19 protein-coding genes are annotated in these 24,703 nt (G+C 68.2%); 8 read left to right on the forward strand and 11 right to left on the reverse strand.

Annotation, left to right across the window (positions count from 1 at the left end):
- The first annotated feature begins 52 nt into the window (after window positions 1-52).
- Window positions 53-799: a polyphosphate--glucose phosphotransferase gene (ppgK, locus tag PUR53_RS10290; RefSeq protein WP_329898202.1), complete on the forward strand. Its 747-nt coding sequence runs from the start codon at window positions 53-55 to the stop codon at window positions 797-799.
- A 233-nt stretch (window positions 800-1,032) separates the two neighbouring features.
- Here the strand turns inward: ppgK and PUR53_RS10295 are convergent, their stop codons facing one another.
- Window positions 1,033-1,665 carry a DUF6542 domain-containing protein gene (locus PUR53_RS10295; RefSeq protein ID WP_329898203.1) on the reverse strand — a complete coding sequence of 211 codons (633 nt, stop codon included), beginning with the start codon at window positions 1,663-1,665 and terminating at the stop codon, window positions 1,033-1,035.
- Window positions 1,666-2,068: 403 nt separating this feature from the next.
- Here PUR53_RS10295 and ychF point away from each other — a divergent pair, with 403 nt between their 5' ends.
- The 6 genes from ychF to PUR53_RS10325 all read left to right on the forward strand — a co-directional run bounded on the left by ychF (window position 2,069) and on the right by PUR53_RS10325 (window position 12,313).
- Window positions 2,069-3,157, forward strand: a complete 1,089-nt coding sequence (gene ychF, locus PUR53_RS10300) for a redox-regulated ATPase YchF (RefSeq protein ID WP_329898204.1) — start codon at window positions 2,069-2,071, stop codon at window positions 3,155-3,157.
- A gap of 288 nt (window positions 3,158-3,445) precedes the next feature.
- Complete coding sequence (locus PUR53_RS10305; protein ID WP_329908069.1) at window positions 3,446-5,191, forward strand: type I restriction-modification system subunit M; 1,746 nt, start codon at window positions 3,446-3,448, stop codon at window positions 5,189-5,191.
- Window positions 5,188-6,432, forward strand: a complete 1,245-nt coding sequence (locus tag PUR53_RS10310; RefSeq protein ID WP_329908070.1) for a hypothetical protein — start codon at window positions 5,188-5,190, stop codon at window positions 6,430-6,432. The genes PUR53_RS10305 and PUR53_RS10310 overlap by 4 nt, the downstream gene beginning before the upstream one ends.
- On the forward strand, window positions 6,432-10,004 hold the full coding sequence (locus PUR53_RS10315; RefSeq protein WP_329908071.1) for a type I restriction endonuclease subunit R: 3,573 nt from the start codon (window positions 6,432-6,434) through the stop codon (window positions 10,002-10,004). The genes PUR53_RS10310 and PUR53_RS10315 overlap by 1 nt, the downstream gene beginning before the upstream one ends.
- A gap of 3 nt (window positions 10,005-10,007) precedes the next feature.
- Entirely contained in the window at window positions 10,008-11,288 is a 1,281-nt protein-coding gene (locus tag PUR53_RS10320; RefSeq protein ID WP_329908072.1) for a CHAT domain-containing protein, read from the forward strand.
- Window positions 11,285-12,313 (forward strand): hypothetical protein, encoded by a 1,029-nt coding sequence (locus PUR53_RS10325; protein ID WP_329908073.1) that lies wholly within the window; start codon window positions 11,285-11,287, stop codon window positions 12,311-12,313. The genes PUR53_RS10320 and PUR53_RS10325 overlap by 4 nt, the downstream gene beginning before the upstream one ends.
- 319 nt (window positions 12,314-12,632) lie before the next feature.
- On the opposite strand, the gene PUR53_RS10330 is transcribed toward PUR53_RS10325, so the two are convergent.
- The 9 genes from PUR53_RS10330 to fxsA all read right to left on the reverse strand — a co-directional run bounded on the left by PUR53_RS10330 (window position 12,633) and on the right by fxsA (window position 23,019).
- Complete coding sequence (locus PUR53_RS10330) at window positions 12,633-13,040, reverse strand: PIN domain-containing protein (RefSeq protein WP_329908075.1); 408 nt, start codon at window positions 13,038-13,040, stop codon at window positions 12,633-12,635.
- The gene (locus PUR53_RS10335) at window positions 13,037-13,312 is read right to left on the reverse strand and encodes a hypothetical protein (RefSeq protein WP_329908077.1); all 276 of its coding nucleotides are present in this window, start codon (window positions 13,310-13,312) and stop codon (window positions 13,037-13,039) included. The genes PUR53_RS10330 and PUR53_RS10335 overlap by 4 nt, the downstream gene beginning before the upstream one ends.
- Window positions 13,313-13,625: 313 nt before the next feature.
- The gene (locus tag PUR53_RS10340; protein ID WP_329908079.1) at window positions 13,626-14,207 is read right to left on the reverse strand and encodes a Uma2 family endonuclease; all 582 of its coding nucleotides are present in this window, start codon (window positions 14,205-14,207) and stop codon (window positions 13,626-13,628) included.
- Window positions 14,208-14,216: 9 nt separating this feature from the next.
- A complete protein-coding gene (locus PUR53_RS48120) occupies window positions 14,217-14,930 on the reverse strand; it encodes an AAC(3) family N-acetyltransferase (RefSeq protein ID WP_443080280.1) in 714 nt (237 codons plus the stop codon).
- Window positions 14,915-16,075: an aKG-HExxH-type peptide beta-hydroxylase gene (locus tag PUR53_RS10355; RefSeq protein WP_329908080.1), complete on the reverse strand. Its 1,161-nt coding sequence runs from the start codon at window positions 16,073-16,075 to the stop codon at window positions 14,915-14,917. Before PUR53_RS10355 ends, PUR53_RS48120 begins: the two co-directional genes overlap by 16 nt.
- Complete coding sequence (locus PUR53_RS10360) at window positions 16,072-17,334, reverse strand: FxsB family cyclophane-forming radical SAM/SPASM peptide maturase (protein WP_443080281.1); 1,263 nt, start codon at window positions 17,332-17,334, stop codon at window positions 16,072-16,074. The genes PUR53_RS10355 and PUR53_RS10360 overlap by 4 nt, the downstream gene beginning before the upstream one ends.
- Before the next feature lie 91 nt (window positions 17,335-17,425).
- Window positions 17,426-21,397: an FxSxx-COOH system tetratricopeptide repeat protein gene (gene fxsT, locus PUR53_RS10365; RefSeq protein WP_329908083.1), complete on the reverse strand. Its 3,972-nt coding sequence runs from the start codon at window positions 21,395-21,397 to the stop codon at window positions 17,426-17,428.
- Window positions 21,387-22,688 carry a TIR-like protein FxsC gene (locus PUR53_RS10370; RefSeq protein ID WP_329898209.1) on the reverse strand — a complete coding sequence of 434 codons (1,302 nt, stop codon included), beginning with the start codon at window positions 22,686-22,688 and terminating at the stop codon, window positions 21,387-21,389. Before PUR53_RS10370 ends, fxsT begins: the two co-directional genes overlap by 11 nt.
- 160 nt (window positions 22,689-22,848) lie before the next feature.
- Window positions 22,849-23,019 carry an FxSxx-COOH cyclophane-containing RiPP peptide gene (fxsA, locus tag PUR53_RS10375; RefSeq protein ID WP_063774451.1) on the reverse strand — a complete coding sequence of 57 codons (171 nt, stop codon included), beginning with the start codon at window positions 23,017-23,019 and terminating at the stop codon, window positions 22,849-22,851.
- Window positions 23,020-23,220: 201 nt separating this feature from the next.
- Between fxsA and PUR53_RS10380 the strand changes: the two genes are divergently transcribed.
- Window positions 23,221-23,391: a hypothetical protein gene (locus PUR53_RS10380; protein ID WP_329898210.1), complete on the forward strand. Its 171-nt coding sequence runs from the start codon at window positions 23,221-23,223 to the stop codon at window positions 23,389-23,391.
- Between the two features lie 28 nt (window positions 23,392-23,419).
- On the opposite strand, the gene PUR53_RS10385 is transcribed toward PUR53_RS10380, so the two are convergent.
- Window positions 23,420-24,526, reverse strand: a complete 1,107-nt coding sequence (locus tag PUR53_RS10385) for a threonine synthase (RefSeq protein WP_329898211.1) — start codon at window positions 24,524-24,526, stop codon at window positions 23,420-23,422.
- Between the last annotated feature and the right edge of the window lie 177 nt (window positions 24,527-24,703).

Raw genomic sequence — 24,703 nt, forward strand, 5'->3', positions numbered from 1 at the left:
GGTCGCCCCCCTCGCCAACGTGACTGTCAGTCGTACGACGTAACGTAGGGCCATGCACATCTTCGGCGTGGACATCGGCGGTTCCGGGATCAAGGGCGCTCCCGTGGACCTGGACCTGGGCGACCTGGCGGACGAGCGGTACAAGGTGCTGACCCCGCACCCGGCGACGCCCGACGCGGTGGCCGACGGGGTCAAGGAGGTCGTCGACCACTTCGGCTGGACCGGCCCGGTCGGCGTCACCTTCCCCGGCGTGGTCACGGGCGGTGCCACGATCCGTACGGCGGCCAATGTCGACAAGAGCTGGATCGACACCGACGCGCGCGCTCTGCTCGGCGACCGGCTCGGCGGCCTGCCGGTGACCGTGGTGAACGACGCGGACGCGGCCGGTGTCGCCGAGGTCCAGTTCGGCGCCGGGCGCGACCGTCGGGGCACGGTCATCCTGCTCACCTTCGGCACGGGCATCGGCAGCGCCGTCTTCTCCGACGGCGTCCTCGTCCCCAACACGGAGCTGGGCCACCTGGAGCTGCACGGCCACGACGCCGAGACCCGCGCCTCCACCAAGGCCAAGGAGGACCACGAGCTGACCTGGGAGCACTGGGCCAAGCGCGTGACCAAGTACCTCGCGCACGTAGAGATGCTCTTCTCGCCCGAGCTGTTCATCATCGGCGGCGGCGTCAGCCGCAAGTCCGCGAAGTTCCTCCACCTCATCGAGGGCATCAGAGCGGAGATCGTCCCGGCCCAGCTGCAGAACAACGCGGGCATCGTGGGCGCGGCGATGAGGGCGGCGAAGGCCGGCTAGGCGGGTTCGGGTGCGTTGTCGGGTGCGGCCCCGGTGGGGCTTCTCGCGCGGTTCCCCGCGCCCCTAAAAGCATCAGGCCCCTGCGGGCCTGAAAGACCACGGCCATGCGGGCCTGAAAAGCACGGGGCGTAGCCCCTGCTTTTCAGGGGCGCGGGGAACTGCGCGACCAGCCCCCACGCACCCGCACCCGCACCCGCACGACGGCCTCACGCGACCCTTCGCGCGAGCGCCCGCTACCCCCGGGGCACGGTACGGCGTGGCTGGGCCGGAGGCCGTGGCGCCCGGGGCCCGACGGGCCGACGGTCGTACGATTCCGGTCCCCGCGCACCAGGCGCTGCTCCCCGCTCCTGCCCGCTGTCCCGGCTCTGGCCACCCTGCCCACCGACCCGAGCCCGCCCCGCCCGGCCCGGACCACCCGGATCCCCCTCGCTCGCCCTCTCCCTGCCCCTGTCCAGCTCCCCCTCGGCGACCCGTCGGGCCATCAGCCGCAGCTTGCGCACGGTCACGATGACGCCGGCGACGAGGGTGCCGCCGTAGAGCCAGCCGGCCTGCATGGCGAGGGCGGTGACCAGGGCCATCAGATGCCCGCCGAGTCCGCCCTCGCCCGCGGCGAGCAGCGGCAGCCCGATCGCGAAGGCGATCGGTACGACGACGGGCGCGCTCGCCAGGTCACCGCTGCGCACCCACACCGCGCTCAACGCGCTGACCAGCAGGAACAGCACCCCGTACAGGGCGGGGGAGGCGCCGAACAGCAGCCGGTCGAGGCCGGCGAGCACGAACATCGACGCCCCGCAGAAGACCCCGCAGCCAAGGCCGGTGAGGCGCGGATCCGGCATCCGGCGCACCGCTCGCGCGATGCTCCGCACGGCTCGGACCGGAGGCGGTACGGGCCCGCGCGCGACCGGAGCACGACGCGGCACACCCGCGCCGGGAACCCGCCCCCCTCTGCCCGCCTGCGGCGGAAGGGGCGAGGCGCCGCGCTGCGGCCCGGTACGAGCGGGATGCGGGGGGTACGTCCTTTGCTGCTGCTCCACTCGTCCAACTTAGGTCGGTTAATGTGCCGAATGGGTTCACAGACACGCCGTCGAGTGGACCTTGGCCAAGCGTTCGATACCTCGCCGGGGCGGGTGCCGGTACGCCGTAAACTGGGGGATCGGCCGGCCTTCCGGCCGCTGGGGCACGATCCGCCGGACAGGCTCCGGGCCGGCCCCAGGCCCAGCCGCTCCAGCCCCGGCCGCCTGGCCCTCCTACGTACGGGAAGTCGCAAACGTGTCGCTCACGATCGGAATCGTCGGTCTGCCCAACGTCGGCAAGTCGACCCTGTTCAACGCCCTGACCAAGAACGACGTGCTGGCGGCCAACTACCCGTTCGCCACGATCGAGCCGAACGTCGGTGTGGTGGGCGTCCCGGACGAGCGCCTGACCAAGCTCGCCGAGATCTTCAGCTCGCAGCGCGTCCTCCCGGCGACCGTCGACTTCGTGGACATCGCGGGCATCGTGCGCGGCGCCAGCGAGGGCGAGGGCCTCGGCAACAAGTTCCTCGCGAACATCCGCGAGTCGGACGCGATCTGCCAGGTCATCCGTGCCTTCCAGGACGAGAACGTCGTCCACGTCGACGGCAAGGTCTCGCCCAAGGACGACATCGAGACGATCAACACCGAGCTGATCCTCGCCGATCTGCAGACCATCGAGAAGGTCCTGCCGCGCCTCCAGAAGGAGTCGCGCATCAAGAAGGACATCGCGCCGAAGGTCGCCGCCGTCGAGGCCGCCAAGGAGATCCTGGAGAAGGGCGACACCCTCTTCTCGCAGGGCATCGTGCAGGGCTCCGGCAACGAGGAACTCCTCCACGACCTGCACCTGCTCACCACCAAGCCGTTCCTGTACGTCTTCAACGTCGACGAGGACGAGCTGACCGACGAGGACTTCAAGAACGAGCAGCGCGCCCTGGTCGCTCCCGCCGAGGCGATCTTCCTCAACGCCAAGCTGGAGGCGGACCTCGCCGAGCTGGACGAGGCGGACGCGATGGAGCTGCTGGAGTCGGTCGGCGCGGAGGAGCCGGGCCTCGCCACCCTCGCCCGGGTCGGCTTCGACACCCTGGGCCTGCAGACCTACCTCACGGCCGGCCCCAAGGAATCCCGCGCCTGGACCATCAAGAAGGGCGCGACGGCCCCCGAGGCGGCCGGCGTGATCCACACCGACTTCCAGAAGGGCTTCATCAAGGCCGAGGTCATCTCCTTCGCCGACCTGGTGGAAACCGGCTCGGTGGCCGAGGCCCGCGCCAAGGGCAAGGCCCGCATGGAGGGCAAGGACTACGTGATGCAGGACGGGGACGTCGTCGAGTTCCGCTTCAACGTGTAGGGGGTGACATACCACCACGTTGCTGATCTGGCAAACGTGCAGGTCAGGTAGGGTCCGGCTCTTTGGGGTCGGGCCCTTTGTTTTTCCCGTGCTGGGATGGTGCTGGGATACCTGACCCCTCGTCACCTGTCGTCATCCCTGGTCATCCGTACCGTGCTGGGATTGTGCTGGGACGTGGATGCGGCGCAGGTGCTGGGTTCTGCTCTGGCGAGTGGCCGAACCGTGGGACGGCGACTGCTGGCTCTGGCAAAGTGATCGGCACTGCTAGACGATTCTCGTGAGGAACTTGTGAGCGCGCTCGGTAGCTTCATCTGGTCTATCGCTGACCAACTTCGGGGCCCCTATCGCCCCAACCAGTACGGGACTGTGGTCCTCCCGTTCACGATCCTGCGGCGGCTCGACTGCATCCTTGAGCCCGATCAGGCGACGGTGCGAGAGCTGGCAGCGAAGTTCGAGAACCCGAACCGGCTCAAGGTCGAGGTTAAGAAGGCCACAGGCCGGACCTTCTACAACACCTCCAACTACTCGTTCGCGAACTTGCTGGCCGACGCGGACGGACTGGCGGACAACCTGGCCGACTACATCGACAGGTTCTCCGGCGACGTGGACGTGTTCGAGTACTTCGACTTCAAGAAGGAGATCCTGGCTCTGGAAAAGGCCGGGCTTCTACGCGAGATCGTCAAGTCCTTCGGCAAGGTCGACCTCCACCCTGATGTGGTGTCGAACTCCGACATGGGCGACGCTTTCGAATACATCATCCGCAAGTTCAACGAGGCAGCGAACGAGACCTCTGGCGACCACTACACGCCGCGCGACGCGATCCGGCTGCTGGTCGACTTGCTCTTCGCAGAGCAGGACGTCGACCTCACCGAGGGCGGCATCATCCGATCGCTGTACGACCCCACCGCCGGCACCGGCGGCATGCTCTCCCTGGCAGAGGAGCACCTGCTCGCCGAGAACCCCGACGCGAAGCTGGGCCTGTACGGCCAGGAGTACAACCCGCAGTCGTACGCCATCTGCAAGTCCGACCTGCTCGCCAAGGGCCACGACGCGACCAACATTGCCTTCGGTAACACGCTCACCGACGACGCCTTCAAAGGCCGCCAGTTCGACTACTGCATGTCCAATCCGCCCTACGGCGTGGACTGGAAGCAGTACGCCAAGGCGGTCAAGGAGGAGCGAGACTCCGCCGGCCCCTACGGCCGCTTCGCACCGGGCCTCCCCGCGACTTCCGACGGGCAGATGCTCTTCCTGCTTCACCTAGCCCACAAGATGCGCGCACCCGAGGACGGCGGCGGCCGCGTCGGCATCGTCATGAACGGCTCTCCGCTCTTCAACGGCGGAGCTGAATCCGGCCCTTCCAACATCCGCCGGTGGCTGCTGGAGAACGACCTGGTCGAGGCGATCGTGGCCCTGCCGACCAACATGTTCTTCAACACCGGCATCGCCACCTACATCTGGATTCTGGACAACACCAAGCACGCCGACCGCCAGGGCAAGGTGCAGCTGATCGACGGCACGTCGTTCTGGACCAAGATGCGCAAGAACCTCGGTGCCAAGGGACGCGAGATCAGCGATGCCGACCGCGCCGAGGTCCTGCGGCTGTACGACGACTTCGAGGACGCCGATCCCGAGCTCTCCAAGGTGCTGCGCAACGACGAGTTCGGCTACTGGACGGTCACCGTCGAGCGCCCCCTGCTGGACGAGGGCGGGAACCCTGTCGTCAACCGCAAGGGCGAACCGAAGCCCGATTCGAAGAAGCGCGACACGGAGAACGTGCCCTTCACCTACGGCGGCTCGACCGCCGGCGCGACGGCGGAGCGCGAAGTCATCCAGGCGTACTTCGATGCGGAGGTGAAGCCGCACGTTCCCGACGCCTGGATCGACTGGGCCAAGACCAAGACGGGTTACGAGATCCCCTTCACGCGGCACTTCTACAAGTACGTTCCACCTCGTCCGCTCGCGGAGATCGACGCCGACCTGGAGAAGCAGGTTGCCAAGATCCTCGATCTGCTGCGGGAGGTTGAGGGATGACACAAGCCCAGTTTGATCTTGAGCAGGCGTGGGCCGGTAACGTCCCATCCCGCTGGCGCTGGAGCAGAAACAAAGAACTTCTGGCAGAGTCGCTGTCTGTCTCACCCGAAGGTACAGAGGAACTCCTCAGCGTGTCGCATTTGACCGGGATCACCCCGAGGTCAGAGAAGACCGTGACGATGACTGCAGCGGAGAGCCTCGATGGCTACCGCCTCGTGGAGGCGGGCGATCTCGTCATTAATACGATGTGGGCGTGGATGGGGGCGCTCGGCGTCTCGAAGCAGGCTGGCATCGTGAGCCCTGCGTACGGTGTGTACAGGCCGCGTCCGAACGCAGCCTTCTGTCCGGGGTTTTACGACTACCTCTACCGATCGACCCCGTATGTGATGGAGATGACTCGCCTCTCCCGCGGCATCTGGTCGTCGCGCCTTCGGATCTACCCCGACGTCTTCCTGAGCATGGCGATCCCAGTGCCGCCGCTGGAAGAACAGCGCGCCATCGCCGACTACCTCGACCGCGAAACGGCCCGCATTGACACACTCATTGAGGAGCAGCAGCGGCTAATCGAGATGCTCCGCGAGCGGCGGTGGTCGGTTGTAGAGCGAAGTGTGGCGCTCCTTGACTGGAACACGCCGTTGAAGGCAGTTACCGCCTTGATTCAGACGGGCCCGTTCGGCAGCCAGTTGAAGTCCGATGAGTATGAGGATGGCGGCGTGCCGATCATCAACCCATCCCATATCGTCGCAGGTGAGGTCGTCCCCGATCCGCGAGTTGCGGTCGGTGCTGACAAGGCTGCACAGCTTGCGCGCCATGCTCTCGAAGAAGGCGATTTGATCGCTGCCCGTCGAGGAGAGCTTGGACGCTGTGCGGTCGTAGAGGCACCTGCAGTGGGTTTCCTCTGCGGGACGGGCTCGGCGCTAGTCCGATTCAATCGGGCCTTCATCGAGCCAGCGTTCGGAGCAGTCGTGTTCAGCAGCCGGCGCAACCGCGATGCACTCGCATTGGCCTCCGTTGGATCGACGATGGACAACTTGAACTCCGACATTATTGGCTCCCTGCGCATTCCGGTTCCTTCGCTTGAGAAGCAACGTGCGCTCGTGGCGGAGGTCGGTCATGCGACCGCGAAGATCGACACACTCATTGAGGAGACCGGGCGGTTCATTGAGTTCTCCAAGGAGCGCCGGTCGGCGTTGATCACGGCTGCGGTGACTGGGCAGATCGACGTACACGAGGTGCCGTGATGGCCGACCACAACGAGGCGGTCTTCGAGAAGGAGATCTGCGAGTACCTCGAGGCACGCGGCTGGCTGTACTCGGTGAATGACCACGACGGTGGCGAGTACGACCGTGAGCGGGCGCTGTTCCCGGCGGATCTGTTCGCCTGGCTGGAGGCGACGCAGAAGACGGCGTACGAGAAGGCGCTGAAGGCGGCGGGGTCGCAGGCGAAGTTCCTTGACGTGCTGACCGCAGCGTTGGACAAGCCGCTTGAGCACGGCGGCGGGACGCTGAACATCCTGCGCAACGGAGTTCAGTACATCGGTGGCGGCCGCTTGAAGATGGCGCAGTTCCGCCCCGAAACCTCTCTCAATGCAACCACCGTGTCGCATTACGAGGCGATGCGGGTGCGGGTGGTGCGGCAGGTGCACTTCTCGACCGCTGACCAGCGCACCATCGACCTGGTGTTCTTCGTCAACGGGCTCCCGGTGGCCACAGTGGAGCTGAAGACCGACTTCACCCAGTCGCTGGACGAGGCGATCAACCAGTACAAGCACGACCGCAACCCGCTGACGAACGGGCGCCCAGAGCCGCTGCTGTCGTTCGGTCACAGGGCGCTGGTGCACTTCGCGGTCTCCAACGGCCTGGCGGCCATGACCACGAAGCTGGAGGGGGATGAGACCCACTTCCTTCCGTTCAACATCGGCTTCGACAGTGGCGCCGGCAACCCGCCCGGCGCGGACAACAGGTCGGCGACGGCGTACCTATGGGAACGCGTCTGGGAGAAGCACGCTTGGCTGAACGTCATCGGGCGGCTGACGATCGTGCAGACCAAGGAGGAGTGGGACGTCACCACCGGCACCTCGGTGCGGCGTACGAGCATGCTCTTCCCGCGCTTCCACCAGTGGGAGGCCGTCACGAGCATCGTCGCCGCAGTCAAGGAGGAGGGTGTCGGGCACCGGTATTTGATCGAGCACTCGGCTGGCTCAGGAAAGACGAACACCATCGCCTGGACCGCCCACGGGCTGGCCCGACTGCATGATGCCGACGACAAGAAAGTCTTCGACTCCGTCATCGTCGTCGTGGACCGTACCGTGCTCGACTCCCAGCTGCAGGATGCGATCCGGCAGATCGACGGGAACAAGAAGATTGTTGCGACGATCAGTCCCGAGGACGTCCGCAAGGCCGGCGCGAAGTCGAAGTCGGGTTTGCTGGCGCAGGCGTTGAAGAGCGGCGAGCTCATCATCGCGGTGACTGTGCAGACCTTCCCGTACGCACTGGAAGAGATCCGGACCGACGCCAGCCTGAAGGGCAAGCGATTCGCCGTTATTGCCGATGAGGCGCACTCCTCACAGTCAGGGCAGATCTCCTCGAAGCTGAAGCAGGTACTGACAGCCGAGGAGCTCAAGGAGATCGAGGAGGGCGCCGAGGTCGATGTGGAGTCGGTGCTTGCCTCGGAGATGACCGAGCGTGCCGAATCGGAGAACATCTCTTACTTCGCCTTCACCGCGACGCCGAAGAACAAGACCCTCGAACTGTTCGGCCGCAAGGGGGCCGACGGCAAGCCGCGCGAGTTCCACCTGTACTCGATGAAGCAGGCGATCGAGGAGGGATACATCCTCGACGTCCTCAAGGGCTACCAGTCCTACGACACCGCGCTGCAGATCGCCGGCAAGGCCGAGGCCGGTGACGGAGGCGAGGTCGAGGAGGCAGCCGCCCGCAAGGGGCTGATGCGGTGGGTGCAGCTCCACCCGACGAACGTCAGCCAGAAGGTGCAGATCATCGTCGAGCACTTCCACGCCAACGTCGCCTACCTCCTCGAAGGCAAGGCGAAGGCCATGGTGGTGACCGACTCCCGCAAGTCCGCGGTGAAGTACAAGCTGGCGATAGACGCCTACATCGCTAAGCGCCGCGCCGAGGACGCCTCGTACAACTACCGAACCCTGGTCGCCTTTTCGGGCGGGGTGACCATGCCCGAGGGCGAGACCTGGCACAGCGACTGGGGCCCGCAGCCGTCGAAGGACGACGAGTTCACCGAGGCCAACATGAACCCTGGCGCCGGGGCTGACCTGGCGGCCGCGTTCAAGGGCGACACATACAAGATCATGCTGGTCGCCAATAAGTTCCAGACAGGCTTCGACCAGCCCCTGCTCTCGGCGATGTACGTCGACAAGAGGTTGTCCGGGGTCACCGCGGTACAGACGCTCTCGCGCCTCAACCGCACCCACCGCACCGCTGGTGGTGAGCAGAAGCGCAAGACGTTCGTCATCGACTTCGCCAACAAGCCTGAGGACATCAAGACGGCCTTCGAGCCGTACTTCAAGAACGCGACTCTGGAGACCGAGACCGACCCGTATGTCGTCGTGCACCTGGCCAACAAGCTTGCCCAGGCCGGGATCTACACCGAGGACAATGTCCGCAAGGTCGCCGAACTGTGGGTGACGCGGAAGGGCAACAACGCTCTCTCGGCTGCAATCAGCCCGGCGCAGCAGGACTTCCGGCGCCGCTACGCGCGGGCCATCGAAGAGGAGGACAAGGTCAAGCTCCAGGAGCTCGACCTGTTCCGCAAGGACGTCTCCACCTACGTACGGCTCTACGACTTCATGTCCCAGATCGTCGACTACGGCGATCCCTACATGGAGATGCTCTCGATCTTCCTGCGCCTGCTGGAGAAGGTGATTGCCGAGTCCGCTTGGGCGGCCGACGTAGACCTCTCCGACGTGGTGCTGGTCGGGGTCAAGCACAGCAAGGCGATCCCGGTCGACATCTCACTCGTGGGTGACGGGCAGCTGAAGGGCATCAGCGCCGCCGGTACGGGAGCGAAGAAGGATCCGAAGTACGTCGCGCTTCAGGTCGTCATAGACAAGATGAACGACCTCTTCGGCGCCGAAACGTTCGCTGCTTCCCAGATCAGGGAGTTTGTACAGGGCCTCTTGCAACTGCTGCTCGCCGACCCGAACCTGGTCCAGCAAACCAAGGTGAACTCTAAGAAGCAGTTCCTGGAGTCACAGGACTTCCAAGCCGCCGTCACGGAGGCAGTCGCAGACAACCAGGACGCTCACAACACGATGGCTGACTACTTCTTCACCGACGGGCCAGCGATCAACTCGATCATCGTGGCCCTCGCGGATGCCTTCTACGAAGCAGCGGTCGCCCGCTACGCAGTCGCCGGCAGCGTGGTTGATGTTGACGTGGTAGCTCCGGCGCTTTCGGCACCGCCACGCTGCCGAGTGCATCTGAGGCTCTTGGACGACAACCCCAGTGTGGGGACTCCAGTACACGTGACACTGAAGCTGATCGCTGAGCCCCAGCATCCATGGGCCCGCCCGGGTGAGCGGCCTGCGCTGGACATCGTGGCCGTGCCGTTGAGCGGCGCGGAGGTTGCACCAGCCACGATGGCGTACCACCCTGGAGACGCCGAATCCGGACAGTTCCGCTTCACGGCCCTGGAGCCCGGCACACACCGGATCCGGTTCACCCTGGTACATCACGACACAGGCACCGTCTTGCAGCAGGTGGAGTCCGATCTGTCCATCACGGAGACGAAGCCCAGCGGTTCGGGGAATAGACAGCTGCGGCCACGCACGGGGAGGGCCTGACCGATGCCCCGTGAATTGACCACCTGCATTGTTCAGGACCCCAGCGACGGCTTCCGCTTCCTGCCGCACCTGATGACGGAGGCGCCCGACCTCCGCGTCAGCTTCGACGTCCTCGGCGAAGGCCGGATCCGGGCGCGGATGTCAGGCTCGGCCGTTCCGGCACTCCATGGCACCGAGCATAAGGTTGACCTGCTTGCCCGGCCCGATGAGGTCCATGGGGCGGCGGCCCGGCTCCGTGCCCGATGGAAATCGGAGTTCGTTGATTTCCAGCCGGTCGACGACCTGGGTCGGTCTCTACAGAGTAGACGGCGCCCGTACGCAACGTCCGCGGACCTCAGTGCCGAACCTGAGGAGGAGCTGCGCCGGATAGTGGCCGATCTAGCTCGAAGCGGGGAAACACTGCTGTTTAGCACTCTGCTGCGCGGTGACGACGAACCGACCAGGATGTTCCGCACCTCACTGCGTTCGGCCTTGTCCCAGGAGGGGCTGCGGGTACGGTTCGACTCCGATCTACATCTGCCCTGGCCATTGCTGTGTACAACCGAAGATTCCACCGTGCCTGCAACCTTGGAGGTTCTCTTCACTCGCTTCCTCGGTCATCGGCATCAGATCGAGCACACCGGTGATGCTTACGCGTGGATCGGGCCGCCCGGAGCAGCCCACGAGCGGACCCCGGTCAGCCTGAACCACGACGTCCGCGTGGGCAGCGCCACCCGTGCGGATGAAGTCGCGAAGGCACTGGCGGCGGGTACGGAGTACACCGTGCGAACGACTTATGAGGAACTCGTCCGCGATCTGGGGAAGCCCGAGCTGGACGAGCAGTTGATGTACTTCTGGTGCCACGGAGAGTTCGTCGGGAACCAGCCCGAACCCCCGACCCTGGTCGTCAGGCTCACCGACGACACCCCCTTCGACGGCCACACCGTACGTGAGCTAAGGGCAAACCACCGGCACAGTTGTTTCCGACCGCTTGTCGTACTCAATGCCTGCTACACCGGGGTGTCCGCGGCGAGTGCGGACCGAGCGTTCCTTGGGAGCATGCTCATCGAGCACGGCGCGCAGGGCGTGCTCGGGCCGCTGATCGCGATGCCACAGGCGTTTGCCGCCGAGTATGCGCTCGAGTTCGTCACCCGCTACTTGCGCGGGGAGGCGACCGCTGGCCAGATCACTCATGAGTTGGCCCGGGACTTCGCCGCCCGATACCGAAATCCCCTGGGGTTCGCCTACGGTCTGCACTGCGGCATGGATGCTCGTCTGGAGCGGACAAGTGGAGGCGAGGCGTGAACCGTGTCGGCACGGTGGAGGTCGTTGACCTGGATGCGACGGGCTGGCTGCTCGACGCTGACACGGGTGAGCCTGTGCCCGAGGCCTGGCTGCGCCATTACTTCGCGGAGCGTCTCGCCCCGCCTGTCTGGGCGACGGACATCCTCGTCTATGTCCACGGTTGGCAGACCTCGCCTGACTCCGCCTACCGCACCGCCGAGCGACTGTTGGCTCTGATGCACGACGTCTTTGTGACAGCCCCGGCCCGTTATCCGGCCCTAGCAGTCAAGGGCTTCAGCCCATGGTGTGTCGTCGTGCGCTGGCCATCATCCAGCCTGGTCACCCCCGCCGGCTACCGCAGGATCCGGGACCGGGCGCACGCTATGGGCGCACGCGACGGAGGAGGCCACGCCGCCCACATCCTGGGTCGGCTCCTCGGCTATCTGGACGCCGAGCGCGCCGACCCTGAGGCAGCGCCCGTGCTCGCTAACCGAGACGGTCAGTACCTCCACCTCGTCGGGCACTCCTTCGGCTGCCGCTTCCTGTGCGAGGCGGTCCAATGGTCGGCAGAGGCCCGCCTTGATGACACACTCGGCTGGAGCGTGACGGACCACTCACCATCCCGCCCGTTCACCGCCGACAGCATGCTGCTGTTCCAGATGGCCGCAAGCCGGGACGCGTTCCTCTCGCTCTTTCCGAACATCCTGCCGAGCGAGGCGCATGACGGCGCTCCGCTGAGGGGCCCCGTCGTCGCCACTTACTCCCGTCACGACCGGGCGACGGGGTTCTGGCACCTGCGGGCCGAGCAGCAACCTGGCATCGGACACTCCGGAATTGGCCCGGCCCCAGCGCCCATGTTCACCACCCCCCTGTTGCCACTCGACGAGCGGTATCCGCACTCCGCGCTCGACCATCGTTTCGTCAACATCGACGCCTCCGACGTGTATGTTCGCGGGCGCCACCTCAATCCGGCAGGTGCCCATTCCGATCACGTGCGCGCTGAGTCGGCACACCTGCTACTCACCCTCGCGGACTACTCGCGCTGAGGAGACGGTCCAAGGTCCCCATCGCCAGAGGACTGCACCGTCGCGCATCTCGTGTACGCCGGCACCGCTCATCCGCTATGCCTCGCGCAGCCGACCGTGGAACCGCTCACTCAACCTTGACCCTCCCGGGCCCTTCAAAATGACCCCACGGGGTTCGTTGGGCCCAGCCGCGGGGTCGGCGAGACAGCGCTCGTATTCGAGCTGATCGCCGACGCCCTTGCCTACCTGGAACAGGGTCACGCCAAGGGCAAGGTCGTCGTCCAGATGTCGTGATCCAGTCACAATCAGCAGGTGAATTCAAGCTGAGTGAACGCCGAGGTCAGACATCCTTGATCTGTACTCCGTCGCCGCACAGTTTCGACCAGTCGTCGCGGTCCGAGGTCAGCACCAGGACGGGCGCTGGCGAGCGGAGCACCATCGCGGCGACGAGGGCGTCGATGGCGTACTTGTGACCGTGCAAGCCACCGGCGTCGCTCAGCAACTGCACCGCGGTGAGGCTGTCCGCCTGGGTGACGTTCTGGACCTGAAGGCGGGAGAGCACCCAGTGCAGCCGGGCGGTGTCTGTCTTCCCGTAGACGGCCTCCACCACCGTCAGGGCCGACACGAGGACGGGCACGCCTACACGCCGAGCGGCCTCGATCCGGGTGATCATCTGGCGGTCGTTGCGCAGCAGCAGCGAGAGCGCCTGGGAGTCGAGCACCAGGGACCTGGCCGTGGGCTCCTTCATGCGGCGCTGTCGTTCGACGCGTAGGGCGCCGGTGCGTCACCAAACAGTTCGCTCTGCGCGGCCTGGACTTCGGCGTCGTTCAGAGGCTCGTGCTCGGCTTCGTAGGCGGCCACGATTTCGGCGAGGCCGTCCATGGCGAGCTGATGCCGGACGGCCGCCGTCACGTACGCGGACACGCCGCGCTTGCCGGTACGTGTGCGCAGAGCGCCGAGGAGTTCCGAGGGCATCGAGACGGAGATGTTCTCCGTGCCGCCGGGGCGGGGTGACTTCATGACCACAAGTCTAGTACAGAAACTATTACAGCGTCTGGAGCGCTGCGCGATCTGTACCCGAGGCGGGCGGTGATGCGTAGTCTTGGCGCTTCGAGATCTTTTTGTACTTTGCAGTGAATCCCGTGCTGGGATGGTGCTGGGATGCGCCCACATAACCGCAGGTCAGAGTGGTTGTGGTGGAGTTCCGCTTCAACGTCTGACCAGTCCGTTACCGCACGTCAGATGGTTTCGGCAAGCGCGCAAGGCGGAAGGGGTCGGACTCGGACGAGTCCGGCCCCTTCTCATTCCCGTGCAGACGCTGCGAGCCGACTTCTCATCCGCTTCGGGGCGGCGTGAGCCTGTCCAGGTCGAGGCTGATGTCGAAGGGCACCGGGCGCTGGAGGGTGCCCCGGAAGATGCCGGCGGGCGCGTAGGCACCGGTCGGTTCGTCCAGCTCGTAGACATGGACGACAGGTGCCCCGTCCTCGTCTTCGACGCACCAGTAGTGCGGGATGCCGGCCTCCGCGTACTTGCGAAGCTTCACGGTGCGGTCGCGGTGGGCGGATTCCGGTGACCCGGCCTCGACGACGAGCTTCACGTTCTCCGGGGCGTACCAGGTGCGGTCGGGGTCGTAGGGCAGGTCCGTCAGCAGGAGGTCCGGCTCCGGGCGGTTGCGGGCATCGAGGCGGATCGTCATCTCACGCTCGACCTCGAAGCCGGTGGGAGCCTGCGCCATGAGCGTGGTCGTCAGGGCGGTGACGAGGCGGCCGTGCCAGGACCGCCGAGGCGCCACCATGAAGACGAGTGCTCCGTCGATGAGCTCGGTGTGGCGGGGCGCCTCGGGGAGACGGTCCAGGTCCTCCGCGGACCAGCCCTCCGCGCGCGTAGGGCGCATCCAGTCGGGCAGAGCGGTCATGAGCCAACCCTAGCGATTGATGCCGACGGGAGGGGCGTCGCGCTGGTGATCCAGCGGTGCGGCTCCTACCCCTGGCTCTTCGGGATCGGGCCCCTGGTCCTTCCCTGCCGTGGTCGCCGGCAGGGAAGGACCAGGGCGAACGCGACCGCGTCGGCGAGGTCGAACAGGCGGCAGTGGGCGTGACCGACCCGGCCGGAGCGCACCGCCCCGGTCGCCTCGTAGGCGGCTCCCACCGCTGCGAACGGCGAGGAGTCCAGCCGCACGTCGGTGTCCGCGTGCGGGCCCGCGGAGCGGCTCGGGACGCGGTGCTTCGCCAGGGAACGCGGTGCACGCCTCGAAACCGACGCCCATCAACAGCACCCGGGCGCCGAGCTTCTCCAGTCTGCCCAGCGGGGACTCCTCGCCCAGGGAGCAGTCGGGGGAGTGGCCGGAGGTGATGTGGTCCGCCAGGGCGCCCAGCGCCGTGAAGGCACTCCGCGGATGAGCGCTGCGCAGGGCGGCGGGCCGGCCCCGTACCGTCTCGGCCAGGACACCGACGCCGACGCCGACGCCGGAGCCCGGCGCGGTGTACGGGGCGGACGCGGGCGTCCGGCCGGGGGCCTCCTCAGGCGCCGGGGTGTACATCACGAGCGTCCTGCTGGGCCCGAGGACGTCCGACAGCGCGCTCACCATGGTCTGCGCGCCGTTGGAGACGGGCCCGACGGTACTCAGGGCGGAGTGCACGAGGACGGTGTCTCCGGCCCGGAGCCCCCGTCGCGAAGGCCATCGACGAGGTCCGCTCTGCCGCGCAGCGCCCCCGCGGGCCCGGGCCGACGACGCACGGCCTCGCGCAGCTCCGTCACGAACCGCTCGCCCGCGGGCAGCAGTTCGCCGCAGTCGAGCAGCGTGCCGGCGGCGGCGTCGGTGTGCTCGCGCCAGGTGTCGTACTCGCGTCGCGCACGCTCGCCTCCCGTCCCGGAGGCCAGTTCGGCGCGCCAGAAGTCCGTCACACCCAGATGCGCGTACGTCCCCTGGAGCAGTGCCCCGGCGGGCCGCGGGTCGGGCCGCCACGGGGCGTGGTAGCGCGCCTCCGTCGGAGGGCCGTGCAGCGGCAACAGGTCGAGCAGCGCGCCGAGTTGGACGTGCAGGAACTCGTGCACGAGGGTCAGTGCGAGGAGCACCGGGTCCTCGGGCAGGGAGGCGGCGACGGCTCCGAATGCGCGCCGGGCCGCCGAACTCACCTCGGTGCCATCGGGTTCGGGACGCAGCGGCACCACGGTGGTCAGGCCGGCGGCGATGGTCTGTGCGTGCCAGGGATGCCGCCGCACGAGCACGGCCCAGGCGGCACGCAGCGTTCGTGTCCACTCCTGTGCCTGCCCGGCGGTGAGCGGTTCGGTGAGTTCGTGACCGTGTGCCTCACGGAACGGGCCGCGGTCGGCGAGCCGCAGTTCGAGTGTCATGCCGTCGCTGACGGCGTCGACGCGGTGCCACGCCCGCCGGCCCGGGTCCGCCGCCAGTTGTTCCAACCACCGCAGATCGGTGGGCAGTCCGCGCTCCAGCGAGGTGAGGGACCGGGTCAGGCCCTCGTCCAGGTAGGGGTGCAGCATGACCTCGCGCCAGGCCACGCGGTCCCGCCGGTTCAGTTCCACCAGGCGGCGGTACGCCGCTTGCGCGGCGCTCTCCTCCGGATGCCCGTGCGCCGCTTGGCGCAGGGCCCGCATCATCAGCATGCGTTTGCTCAGTTGCCCGCTCCGCAGCAGGTCCACGGCGGTCGCGCCGCCGCGGGCGCGGGCCAGGGCGCGGAAGACGGGGGCGGGGACGGTGTGCGGGACGAGATCCTGACCGGGGCGTGGTGCGACACCGGCCCCCTGCCCCGTCGCTGCTGTCATCGGGACGCCTTCCGCCGGGGCACGGTCAGTGCGGCGACGTCCCGGCGCAGCCGGGCGCCGATGTGGTCGACCAGTACCGCCAGGTCGTCGCAGTACACGGAGGGAGCCGAGAAGACAGGGGTGGCTTCGGGGGAGTACCTGTGGGCGTACAGGCCGCCGCCGCACACACGGGAGCGGGCGCAGGAGCGGCAGACCGGGCCGAGCCCGCTCAACCCGCGCTGCCGGGCGCGGAAGGCGGGGTGCGCGGCGGCGTCGGCGAAGGTGTCGCGGAACACGTGCAACCCGGTCTCGGGTGCCCCGGGATAGCTCACCTTCAGCGAGTCGGCCTGCTCGATCGCCCCGTCGGTCTCCACGACGACGAGGTCGATGGGGGTGAGACCGACCACCTCGCTGCGGGCGGCACCGCCGAGCAGCAGCACCATGATCTCCTCGAACAGCCGGATGCCGGTCTCCCGGCTGGGGGCGCCGTACCAGCGGTCGAAGACCGCGCACAGCCAGTCGGCGTACGGGGCGGCCCGCAGGGTCGCGCCCGGTGCGGGTGGGGCCGAGGGCGGCGAGGTCCGTGCGGCGAGCCCGGGCGGCGGAGCCTGCCAGGTCCCGTGCGGGAGTAAGAGGTCCAGCCGGGGCGGAGCGAACCGCAGGAGCGCGTCGTACGTCTCCAGCGGGTCGGCGGTGGGGTCGATCACGCACAGCAGACCGGCGAACAGGTGCCGGTGGTCAGGGCTCGTCAGCAGTTCGAGGGCGCGGGCGGTGGCGGCGTGGCTGCCTCTCCCGTCGGCCCGCCGTCGGTGCCGGTCGTGCCCGGCCGGGGTGCCGTCCAGGCTCACCCCGATCCGGACCCCGTGACGGTCGAGAACGGGGAGCAGCCGCGGGTCCTCGGCGAGCCGGATGCCGTTGGTCTGCAGGGCGAAGCGCGGCGTGGCGATCCCGTCCAGGGCGTCCGTGACCGTCCCGAGGAGCGCTTGCAGGTACTCCGCCCCGACGAGCAGGGGCTCGCCGCCGTGCAGCACCACATGCACCTCGGACAGCCCGTGCTCCGTGGCGTGTTCGGCCATCAGCCGCGCCGCCCGCCGCACCGTCGCCGGAGCCATGCTCCTGGGCCGTTCCCGCCAACTCTGGTCGGCCGCCTCGTACATGTAGCAGTACGTACAAGCCAGGTTGCACCGGCTGTGGATCTTCAGCAGGAACTGCCGGAAGGGCACGGACTCCGTCCCGCTGTCCGGTGCGGCGGGCGGGGCGTGGGTGGCGGACATCGGCATCGATCGCTCTGGTACGGCGGCGGAGGAAAGAGGCCATCATAGGTACCCCGTGGGCGCCGTGTGGCTCTTGGGGCGGATGAGGTCAACTGGATCAGGTAGTCGGTGGTTCGATGTCCGAGTCGAGCCGTTTTCCGGCCAGTATCGTCCGCGTCGTGGGGTGTGTCTCGCCCAGCTTGTCCTGGGCCCTTCGCGCCGCCTCCGCCGCCAACCGCGCCGCCTCCTCGGTACGGCCGGTCGCCCGCAGGCTCAGGCCCAGGTTGGAGGTGATGCTGATGGCGTCGTAGTGGTCGGGCCCCAGGATGTCGAGGAAGTACCGTCGCGCGCGCCGGTCCCACTCGACGGCTGCTTCCAGGTCGCCGGCCAGAGCGAGGTCGTTCGCGTGATTGATCATGCAGCTGAGGCTGTACGGGTGACTCTCCCCGACGATCCGTGACATCTGGTGCAGTGCCTTGTGGGACAGCTCGCGCGCGGAGTCCGTACTGCCCGTCAACCGCTGGTACACCGAGAGGTTGGTGGCGCAGGCCAGCGTGACGGGATGTTCCGCGCCCAGGTAGGCGCCGTAGCGGTCCATGGCCCGTTCGGCCAGCTGCCGTGCTCGCTGTGGCTCCCCGAGCGCCGCAAGGTCGCAGGCGAGACCGCAGGCCGCGGCGAGCGTGTCCGTGTGCTCCGTGCCGTGCGCCTCGACGTACCGGGAGTGGATGTCCTCGTCGATCTTCTTCGCCTGCTCGTAGTCACCGGCCCGGCGCAGGGCGACGGCGAGGTTGCGGCGGGTCCTCAGCGTCTCCGGGTGGCTGTCGCCGAGGGTCTGCTCGTACCACTGGACGGTGGTGCGCAGCAGGTCCAGGGCCTCCCTCAGACTCCCCGTCTCACGCAGATCCCGGGCGTAGTTGCTGGCGAACAGCAGGGAGTAGAAGTTGTCCCGGCCGCGCGCCTCGCTCTGCTGCCGGTAGGCGAGTTCGTGGAGATCGAGGGCCGCCCGGCGATCACCCGCGAGGTACTCCGACATACCGAGGTTGCTGGTGTACATGAGAGTGCGCGGGTGGTCGTCCCCCAGCGTCCGCAGGGCTCCGTCGAGGGTCTTGCGGTCGAGTTCCCGGGCCTCCACGTAGCGGCCCAGCGCGCGCAGGTCGGCGGCGACGTTCCCGGCGGCCGCGAGCGTGTGCGCGTAGTCCGGGCCCTTGGTGCGGTGGAACCGCTCGAAGGTGTCCCGGTCGATCTCGTACGCCTTCTCCAGCCGCCCCCTGGAGCGCAGCACGTTGCCGAGCTGGATGCGGAGCATCAGGGTCTGTGGGTCGTCGGGGTGCCCGATGCCGCACGTCTTCCAGCGGGCCAGTGTGCGTTCCGCGAGCTCCTGGCCGTCTGCCCGCAGGCCGCGTTTCCACAGGTAACGCACGGAATCGGTGACCCACTTGCGCACTTCGGGATCCGGGCTCTCGGCGGCCAGGCTGGGCCGCAGATGGGGCAGCAGTTCCGCGTAGCGGTCCCAGTCCGCGGGGACGTCGGGGTCACCCGGGTCGGCGTCCACCAGCGCGGCGTGCACCACACCGCGTGCCTGCGGTTTGCGTGCGTCGTCGACCTGGTCGCGGATGACCGCCTGCACCAGCCGGTGCACCGTGAGCGTCGCGCTGCTCTGATCGCTCTTGGCCAGACCGAAACGATTGATCGTACGCACCAGTTGGGCGACGGCCATCTCGTCGCGTGGCTCACCCGACGGCAGGGTCAACGCCTTGGTGACGGCTTTGCTGTAGAGGAGCCGCAACGGAATGGGGTCGGGCCCGAAGAAGGAACAGATCTCCAGCATCTCGGCCGCGGCCTGATTGACCCGACGCAGTTCGTCCACCGCCAGGTTCCAGGTCGCCGCGGCCGAGTGGGGGTAGTCCCGCTCCGGTAACTGGGTCGTCTGCAGCACCTCGGTGAGGCGGTCCTTGAGCAGCGCCAGATAGGTGGCCACCGGCATACTGCTCTCGCTGAGCCAGACCGCGGCCTGGGCGACGGCCAGCGGCAGGTCGCCCAGTTCCCTGGCCACCTCCTCGGCGTCGGAGGCCGTGAGTCCGGTGTTGAGGCGGTGCAACAGGTCGGTGCTCTCCTGACGCTGGAACACCTCGACCTCGACCAGTCCCGCGTCGTTCACCCAGGTCCGGTCGCGGGATGTGAGAAGGACATGCCCACCGGGCGGCCCCGTCGGGAGGAACGCCGCGAGTTGTTCGGGGCGTCCGGCGTTGTCGTAGACCAGAAGCCAGCGGTCGAAAGGCTCTCCCCGTCGTAACGCCCGCAGCACCGACTCCGCTGTGCTCCCCACGTCCTCGCCGACCTCCAGGCCGAGACGGGGGGCGAGATCGGCGAGGGCCGGGCGGATCAGACCAGGTTGCGCGGCGGGGACCCACCAGACCACGTCATAGGCCGCTTTGAACCGGTGTGCGTACTCTTGGGCGATCTGCGTCTTTCCCACTCCACCGAGCCCGTAGAGGACCTGTGTCGTGCTGCCGGAGGTGAAGCCGTTGCGCAGCCGCTCCAGCAAGAAGCCCCGGCCGGTGAAGGACACGTTCCTGGATGGAACTCGCTGTACCGAGGGGGAGGTACCGGGAAACGGCGGGGCGGGTGCGTCGGGAGCCGGCGCGACGCTGCCCGGGACGCGGGCGCGGCGGACCGGGCCGACGACCGACAGCAGTTGGGCCTCCGCCTCCTCGGGGGTGCGGTGGGTGAGGTCGGCGGCGAACCGTCCCCGGAAGGGGGCCCGAGCAGTGGTCTCGAACTCCTGGACGCGTACCGCCAGCAGTGCTCTGTCGGCGCTCTCAAGACCTCGCAACTGCTTCCAGACCTCCTGGGCACGCCGCTGCGCCATGTACTCCGGGGAGAGCAGGGCGAGCAGCCGTCCGCGCCCCTTCAGGACGGGGGCGACCTCGGGCAGCGTCCCGGCGTCCGGTTCGGCGGTGCTGTGCAGCGAGACCTGGTATCCGATGACCTCCAGCCTGGCCGCGATCCATTCCGCCCACATCCGGTCGGCCGAGGCGTAGCTGACGTGGATGCGCGGCCACGACGTCCTGGGGTCGAGGTAGGCGGCACGCATCCGCTGCCGCTCGTCCTCCGGATGGGGGGCGAGGGATCGCACCCGGCCGTCGGTGATCCACGAGGTGAGCCGCTCGAACGCCGCGAGCAGGTTTCCCGGCTGGGAGGGCCGGTCCCGGACCGTGGCCGGGATCTCGGCGTAGGCGTAGTACTTCTTGTAGGGGACCTCGACCTCTCCCCAGTACTGGTCCTGCTCCGATTCGCCCAGCCAGGAGAGGAACGGTCCGAACTCGGCTCGGGCCAGGTCGCGGCCCCATTCGAGCAGTTCCTGTTCGCCGTCCTCGACACGCATGGGGACGGGCAGGATGCGAACGGGGTGGCGCACCTCCGAGGCCACCGACTGCGCGACGTCCAGGCCGCCTTCGATGCTCTGGTGGTTCAGCACGAACCCGTCGACGAGGACGTCCGGCATGACGGTGGTGCAGATCCCCGAGATGTCGCTGACACCGGTGCGGCTGTCGATGAGGACGTAGTCGTACGACGCCTTCATCTCCTCCCGCAGCACCTGGAGGAAGGAGCCACCGCCCAGACGTTCGTAGAACGCGCGCCAGTTGAAGCTGGTGACGTCCGCGGAGTACGAGGGGGACATCCGCCCGGCGGGCAGGAAGTCGAGCCGGCCGCCCCCGGGGAAGCGCAGGTCCAGGCCGGTGGTGCGAGGGCCGAGCCGGGCGTGGGAACGCAGTTCGTCGTCACTCATCACGGTGGTCCCGGCGCCGGGTTCCAGCGGTTCCCCGGGGCGTATCACCTGTCCGACGAAGGAGTTCACCATGTTGATCAGGCCGTCGGTGTCCCGCAGCTTCGGGTCGAGGAGGAAAGGGCGCAGATACCGGTGCAGTCCGGGGGCCTCGAGGTCCCAGTCGACCAGCAGCACCCGCTTGCCGTTGCTGGCCATGATCCAGCCGACGTTGACCAGGGCCATCGTGCGGCCCGTGCCACCCTTGTAGGAATAGAAGGTGACTATCCGGCCGGCGTCCTGAGCCTCGGTCTCAGAGCTCATCGTCCTGATCCTTCCGCAGGGGCGTACGACCCGGCGGCTCGGTCGGATCGTCGGTGCTGGAGGGCGGCGTGTACGGGACGTTCAGTCCCGGCATGGGCGGTGCCGACGGCCCGGCGGGCAGCCGACGCGGCACGGCCTGCTCCATGAGGCGGTTCTGGGCGACCACCACCATGCGGGCCAGCCTGCTCTCGAACCGTTGTCTTTCGACCTGGACCTGGAACAGCGGATCGTAGGGGTCGTTGCGCCGCATCCAGTTGCGTCTGAAGACCTGCTGAAGGTCGGTCCACAGCTTCTCGTCGACGGATTCCTCGTCCGTCTCGTGACACGGCACGAGGACGCCGGTGACAGGGTGGTTCTGCCGGTCGTAGTCGGACAGCGGAGCGCGGTACCGGCCTTCCCGGGCGGCCCACGCGTCGACCAACAGCACGGAGGTCTGGTTGTTCTGCATGGCCTCGTCGAGCTTCTCGCCGAGGCCCCGGTCGACGACCTCCAGGCTGCTCGTGCACCCCTCGTCGATGATCACGCGCTGCGCCCGGTAGGCCACGGTGGGGTGGATCGGCGGGTGGTACGGCGTCCAGTCGAGCGGTGAGGGCCCGTAGTACTCGGGCCGCTGCCGACCCGTGGGCAGGGGGTCGGTGACGCCCGCGGCGATGAACACCCGGACGTGACCCGTGGTGCGTCTCCCCGGGCCCGCGGGTTCCCGCCCCTCGAAGGGGCTGCGCACGGTCCCCAGGTCGAGGCCCTGCGCACGGGGCAGCCGGAAGAGATCGGCGACGTGGTGCACCCGCTTCGCGACGAGTTCCAGGACCGCGCGGTAGGCGCGACCCCCCGGAGCGGACCGCAACAGCCCCATCAGCCCCTGCTCCAGGTACTCCTGACCCATCGCCGGTTCGAAGTACTGGTACTTGCTGATCTCCGGCGGCATCGCATGGTGCAGGGGAACCCACAGGACCGGTATGAGCGCCGGTACCTCGATGTCGGTCTGCTCGCGGTACCTCAGCAGCCGGGATTCGAAGGCGGCCCATTCCTTGCCGCAGTAGGGACTGTTGACGTAGGCGGGTGAGCAGAGGGCCACCAGCGCCCGGCAGTGCCCGATCTCGTTGCCGAGCGCGGTCTCCCAGTCCATGCCCAGGCCGATCCGCTCGATGTCGAGGAACGGCTGTTGTCCGCCGCAGTCCGCGCCCAGGCGGCTCAGCTCTGCCAACAGGTCGTCGTAGAAACGACGCACGAAGGCGCTACCCCGGTCGTCCCGGCGCGCATAACTGAGGAAAAAGTACGGCTCTCGCTCCAAAGCACCCCCCGGCCGGCGTATCCGGCCGCAGGCGTTTCACCGCGCCTATGAGCCGGGATACGTGCGTGGCAACGTGATACCCCGCTGGACCGGGGCTCAACTCACCGAGGAAGGACGGATCGTAGTTGGCCGAAAGGCGGTGAGGAAGGCTGTGGACGGGTCAGAGAAGTGCCGACGCGAACGCGGCGAAGCTCTCGCCCGACGGGAATCGCACATCGTGGAGCACCGACGCGAGAACCGTGTCCGGCAGGTCCTCGAGCGCTTCCATGGGCAGGTCGGTGATGTCCACCAGGTCCGAGACGTACTCGGGGCCGCTCGTCTCTCTCAGCACCTGACGTGCCTTTCTACCTCGCACGCGCCGACTGGGCGTGTGCTTCTTGTGGTCCGGTGCCACGCCGGGGCACCGGGCGACGGGACAGAGCCTAGTCGCAGAGCGGCTCTGTTACGCAGCCGGAAGGCTCGCAAGAGGGAAATTCCCCCCTCTGCCACCGGTGTTCGGTGAGTTCCCCTGTCGGAAACGTGCTGGTTCGGGGTGTCGATCTCTCTCGCTGGGCAGTTTCCGAGCAGGTCGGCACATCAGGTCGGGGCGCTGGCGGTCGCCGCCGGAGCGCTCCTGTTGTGGGCCGGACACAAGCGCGGCAGCATGCTGCTGACGGCGGCCGGCGCGGGGTTCCTCGCGCTGATGCTGTACGCGGCGTACTGATCCCGGCGCCGGCGAGCCCTCCGGGGCTTTAGGCCCCCGCCAACCCCGTCTTCACGCCCGCGCCGCACAACGGCACCACCGCCGTGCGCGATCCCAGCGCCCCCTCCCGAACCGCCGCCCAGCAGGCCACGCCCGTGGACTCGACGTACAGGCCGCGGGAGGCCAGGTCGCGCTGGGCATGGCGGATCTGGTCCTCCGTCACCGTGAGGAAGGCGCCGCCCGAGTCGCGGACGGCGCGGAGGATCTGGCGGGCCCGGGGCGGGCGGGGGATGGCGATGCCCTCGGCGAAGGTGGGGGCCGTGGGAGTCGTTCCGACGAGGTCGTCGGCGCCCTCGGTCCAGGCGTGGGCGAGCGGTGCCACGGCGGCGGACTGGACGGCGTAGAGGGCGGGACGGCGGTCGATGAGGCCCGCCGCGTGCAGTTCGGCGACGGCGAGGGCCGCGCCCAGCAGCAGCGTGCCGTTGCCGACCGGTACGACGATCACCTCGGGGAGGCGGCCGCCCAGGTCCTCCCACAGTTCGTGGACGTATGTCTTGGTGCCGTGCAGGAAGTACGGGTTGTAGACGTGCGAGGCGTAGAAGACGCCGTCCTCGTCCGCCGCCGCGCGGGCCACCCGGGCCGTGGCCTCGCGGTCGCCGTCGACGAGGTGGAGCTGCGCGCCGTGCGCCCCGATCTGCTCCAGCTTCTTGTCCGACGTGCCGGCCGGGACGTACACCGTGCAGGGCAGCGCGGCGCGGGCGCAGTACGCGGCGACCGCCGTGCCCGCGTTGCCGCTGCTGTCGGCGATCACCTGCCGGGGCCCGAGGCGCAGGGCCAGCTCGGCGAGGAGGACCGCGCCCCGGTCCTTGAAGGACAGCGTCGGCATCAGGAAGTCGAGCTTGGCCTGGATGCCCTCCCGCAGTTCGACGAGCGGGGTCCGGCCCTCGCCCAGCGAGACCGTGGGCGACGCCAGGGGGAGGCATTCCGCGTAGCGCCAGAGCGAGTTCACCCGGCCGGAGAGCGACTTGAGCGATGCCGGTGTGGGCGCGAAGTCCAGGTCCAGGGGGCCCCGGCAGGCCGGACAGCACCAGGCGAGGGAGGCGGCGGGGACGCGCGTACCGTCGGTCGGGCAGAAGCGATCCGGCAGAGGGGTCATGAACGAAGGTTAGTCGCGGAGGGGCACACCGGCAGGGCCGGCCGGGCGCGGCGGCAGGGACGGCCGGGCGGGTGGCTCCGCGACGGCGCCGGTTCCGGGGTGCCCGGCGTATCGCGCGTGGCCGTCACGCGCTTACCATGCGCCCAGTCGTACGCCAGTTCCCCTCTGCTCGGTGCA

The organism is Streptomyces sp. SP18BB07 (assembly GCF_036322545.1).
GTDB classification, from domain to species: Bacteria; Actinomycetota; Actinomycetes; order Streptomycetales; family Streptomycetaceae; genus Streptomyces; species Streptomyces deccanensis.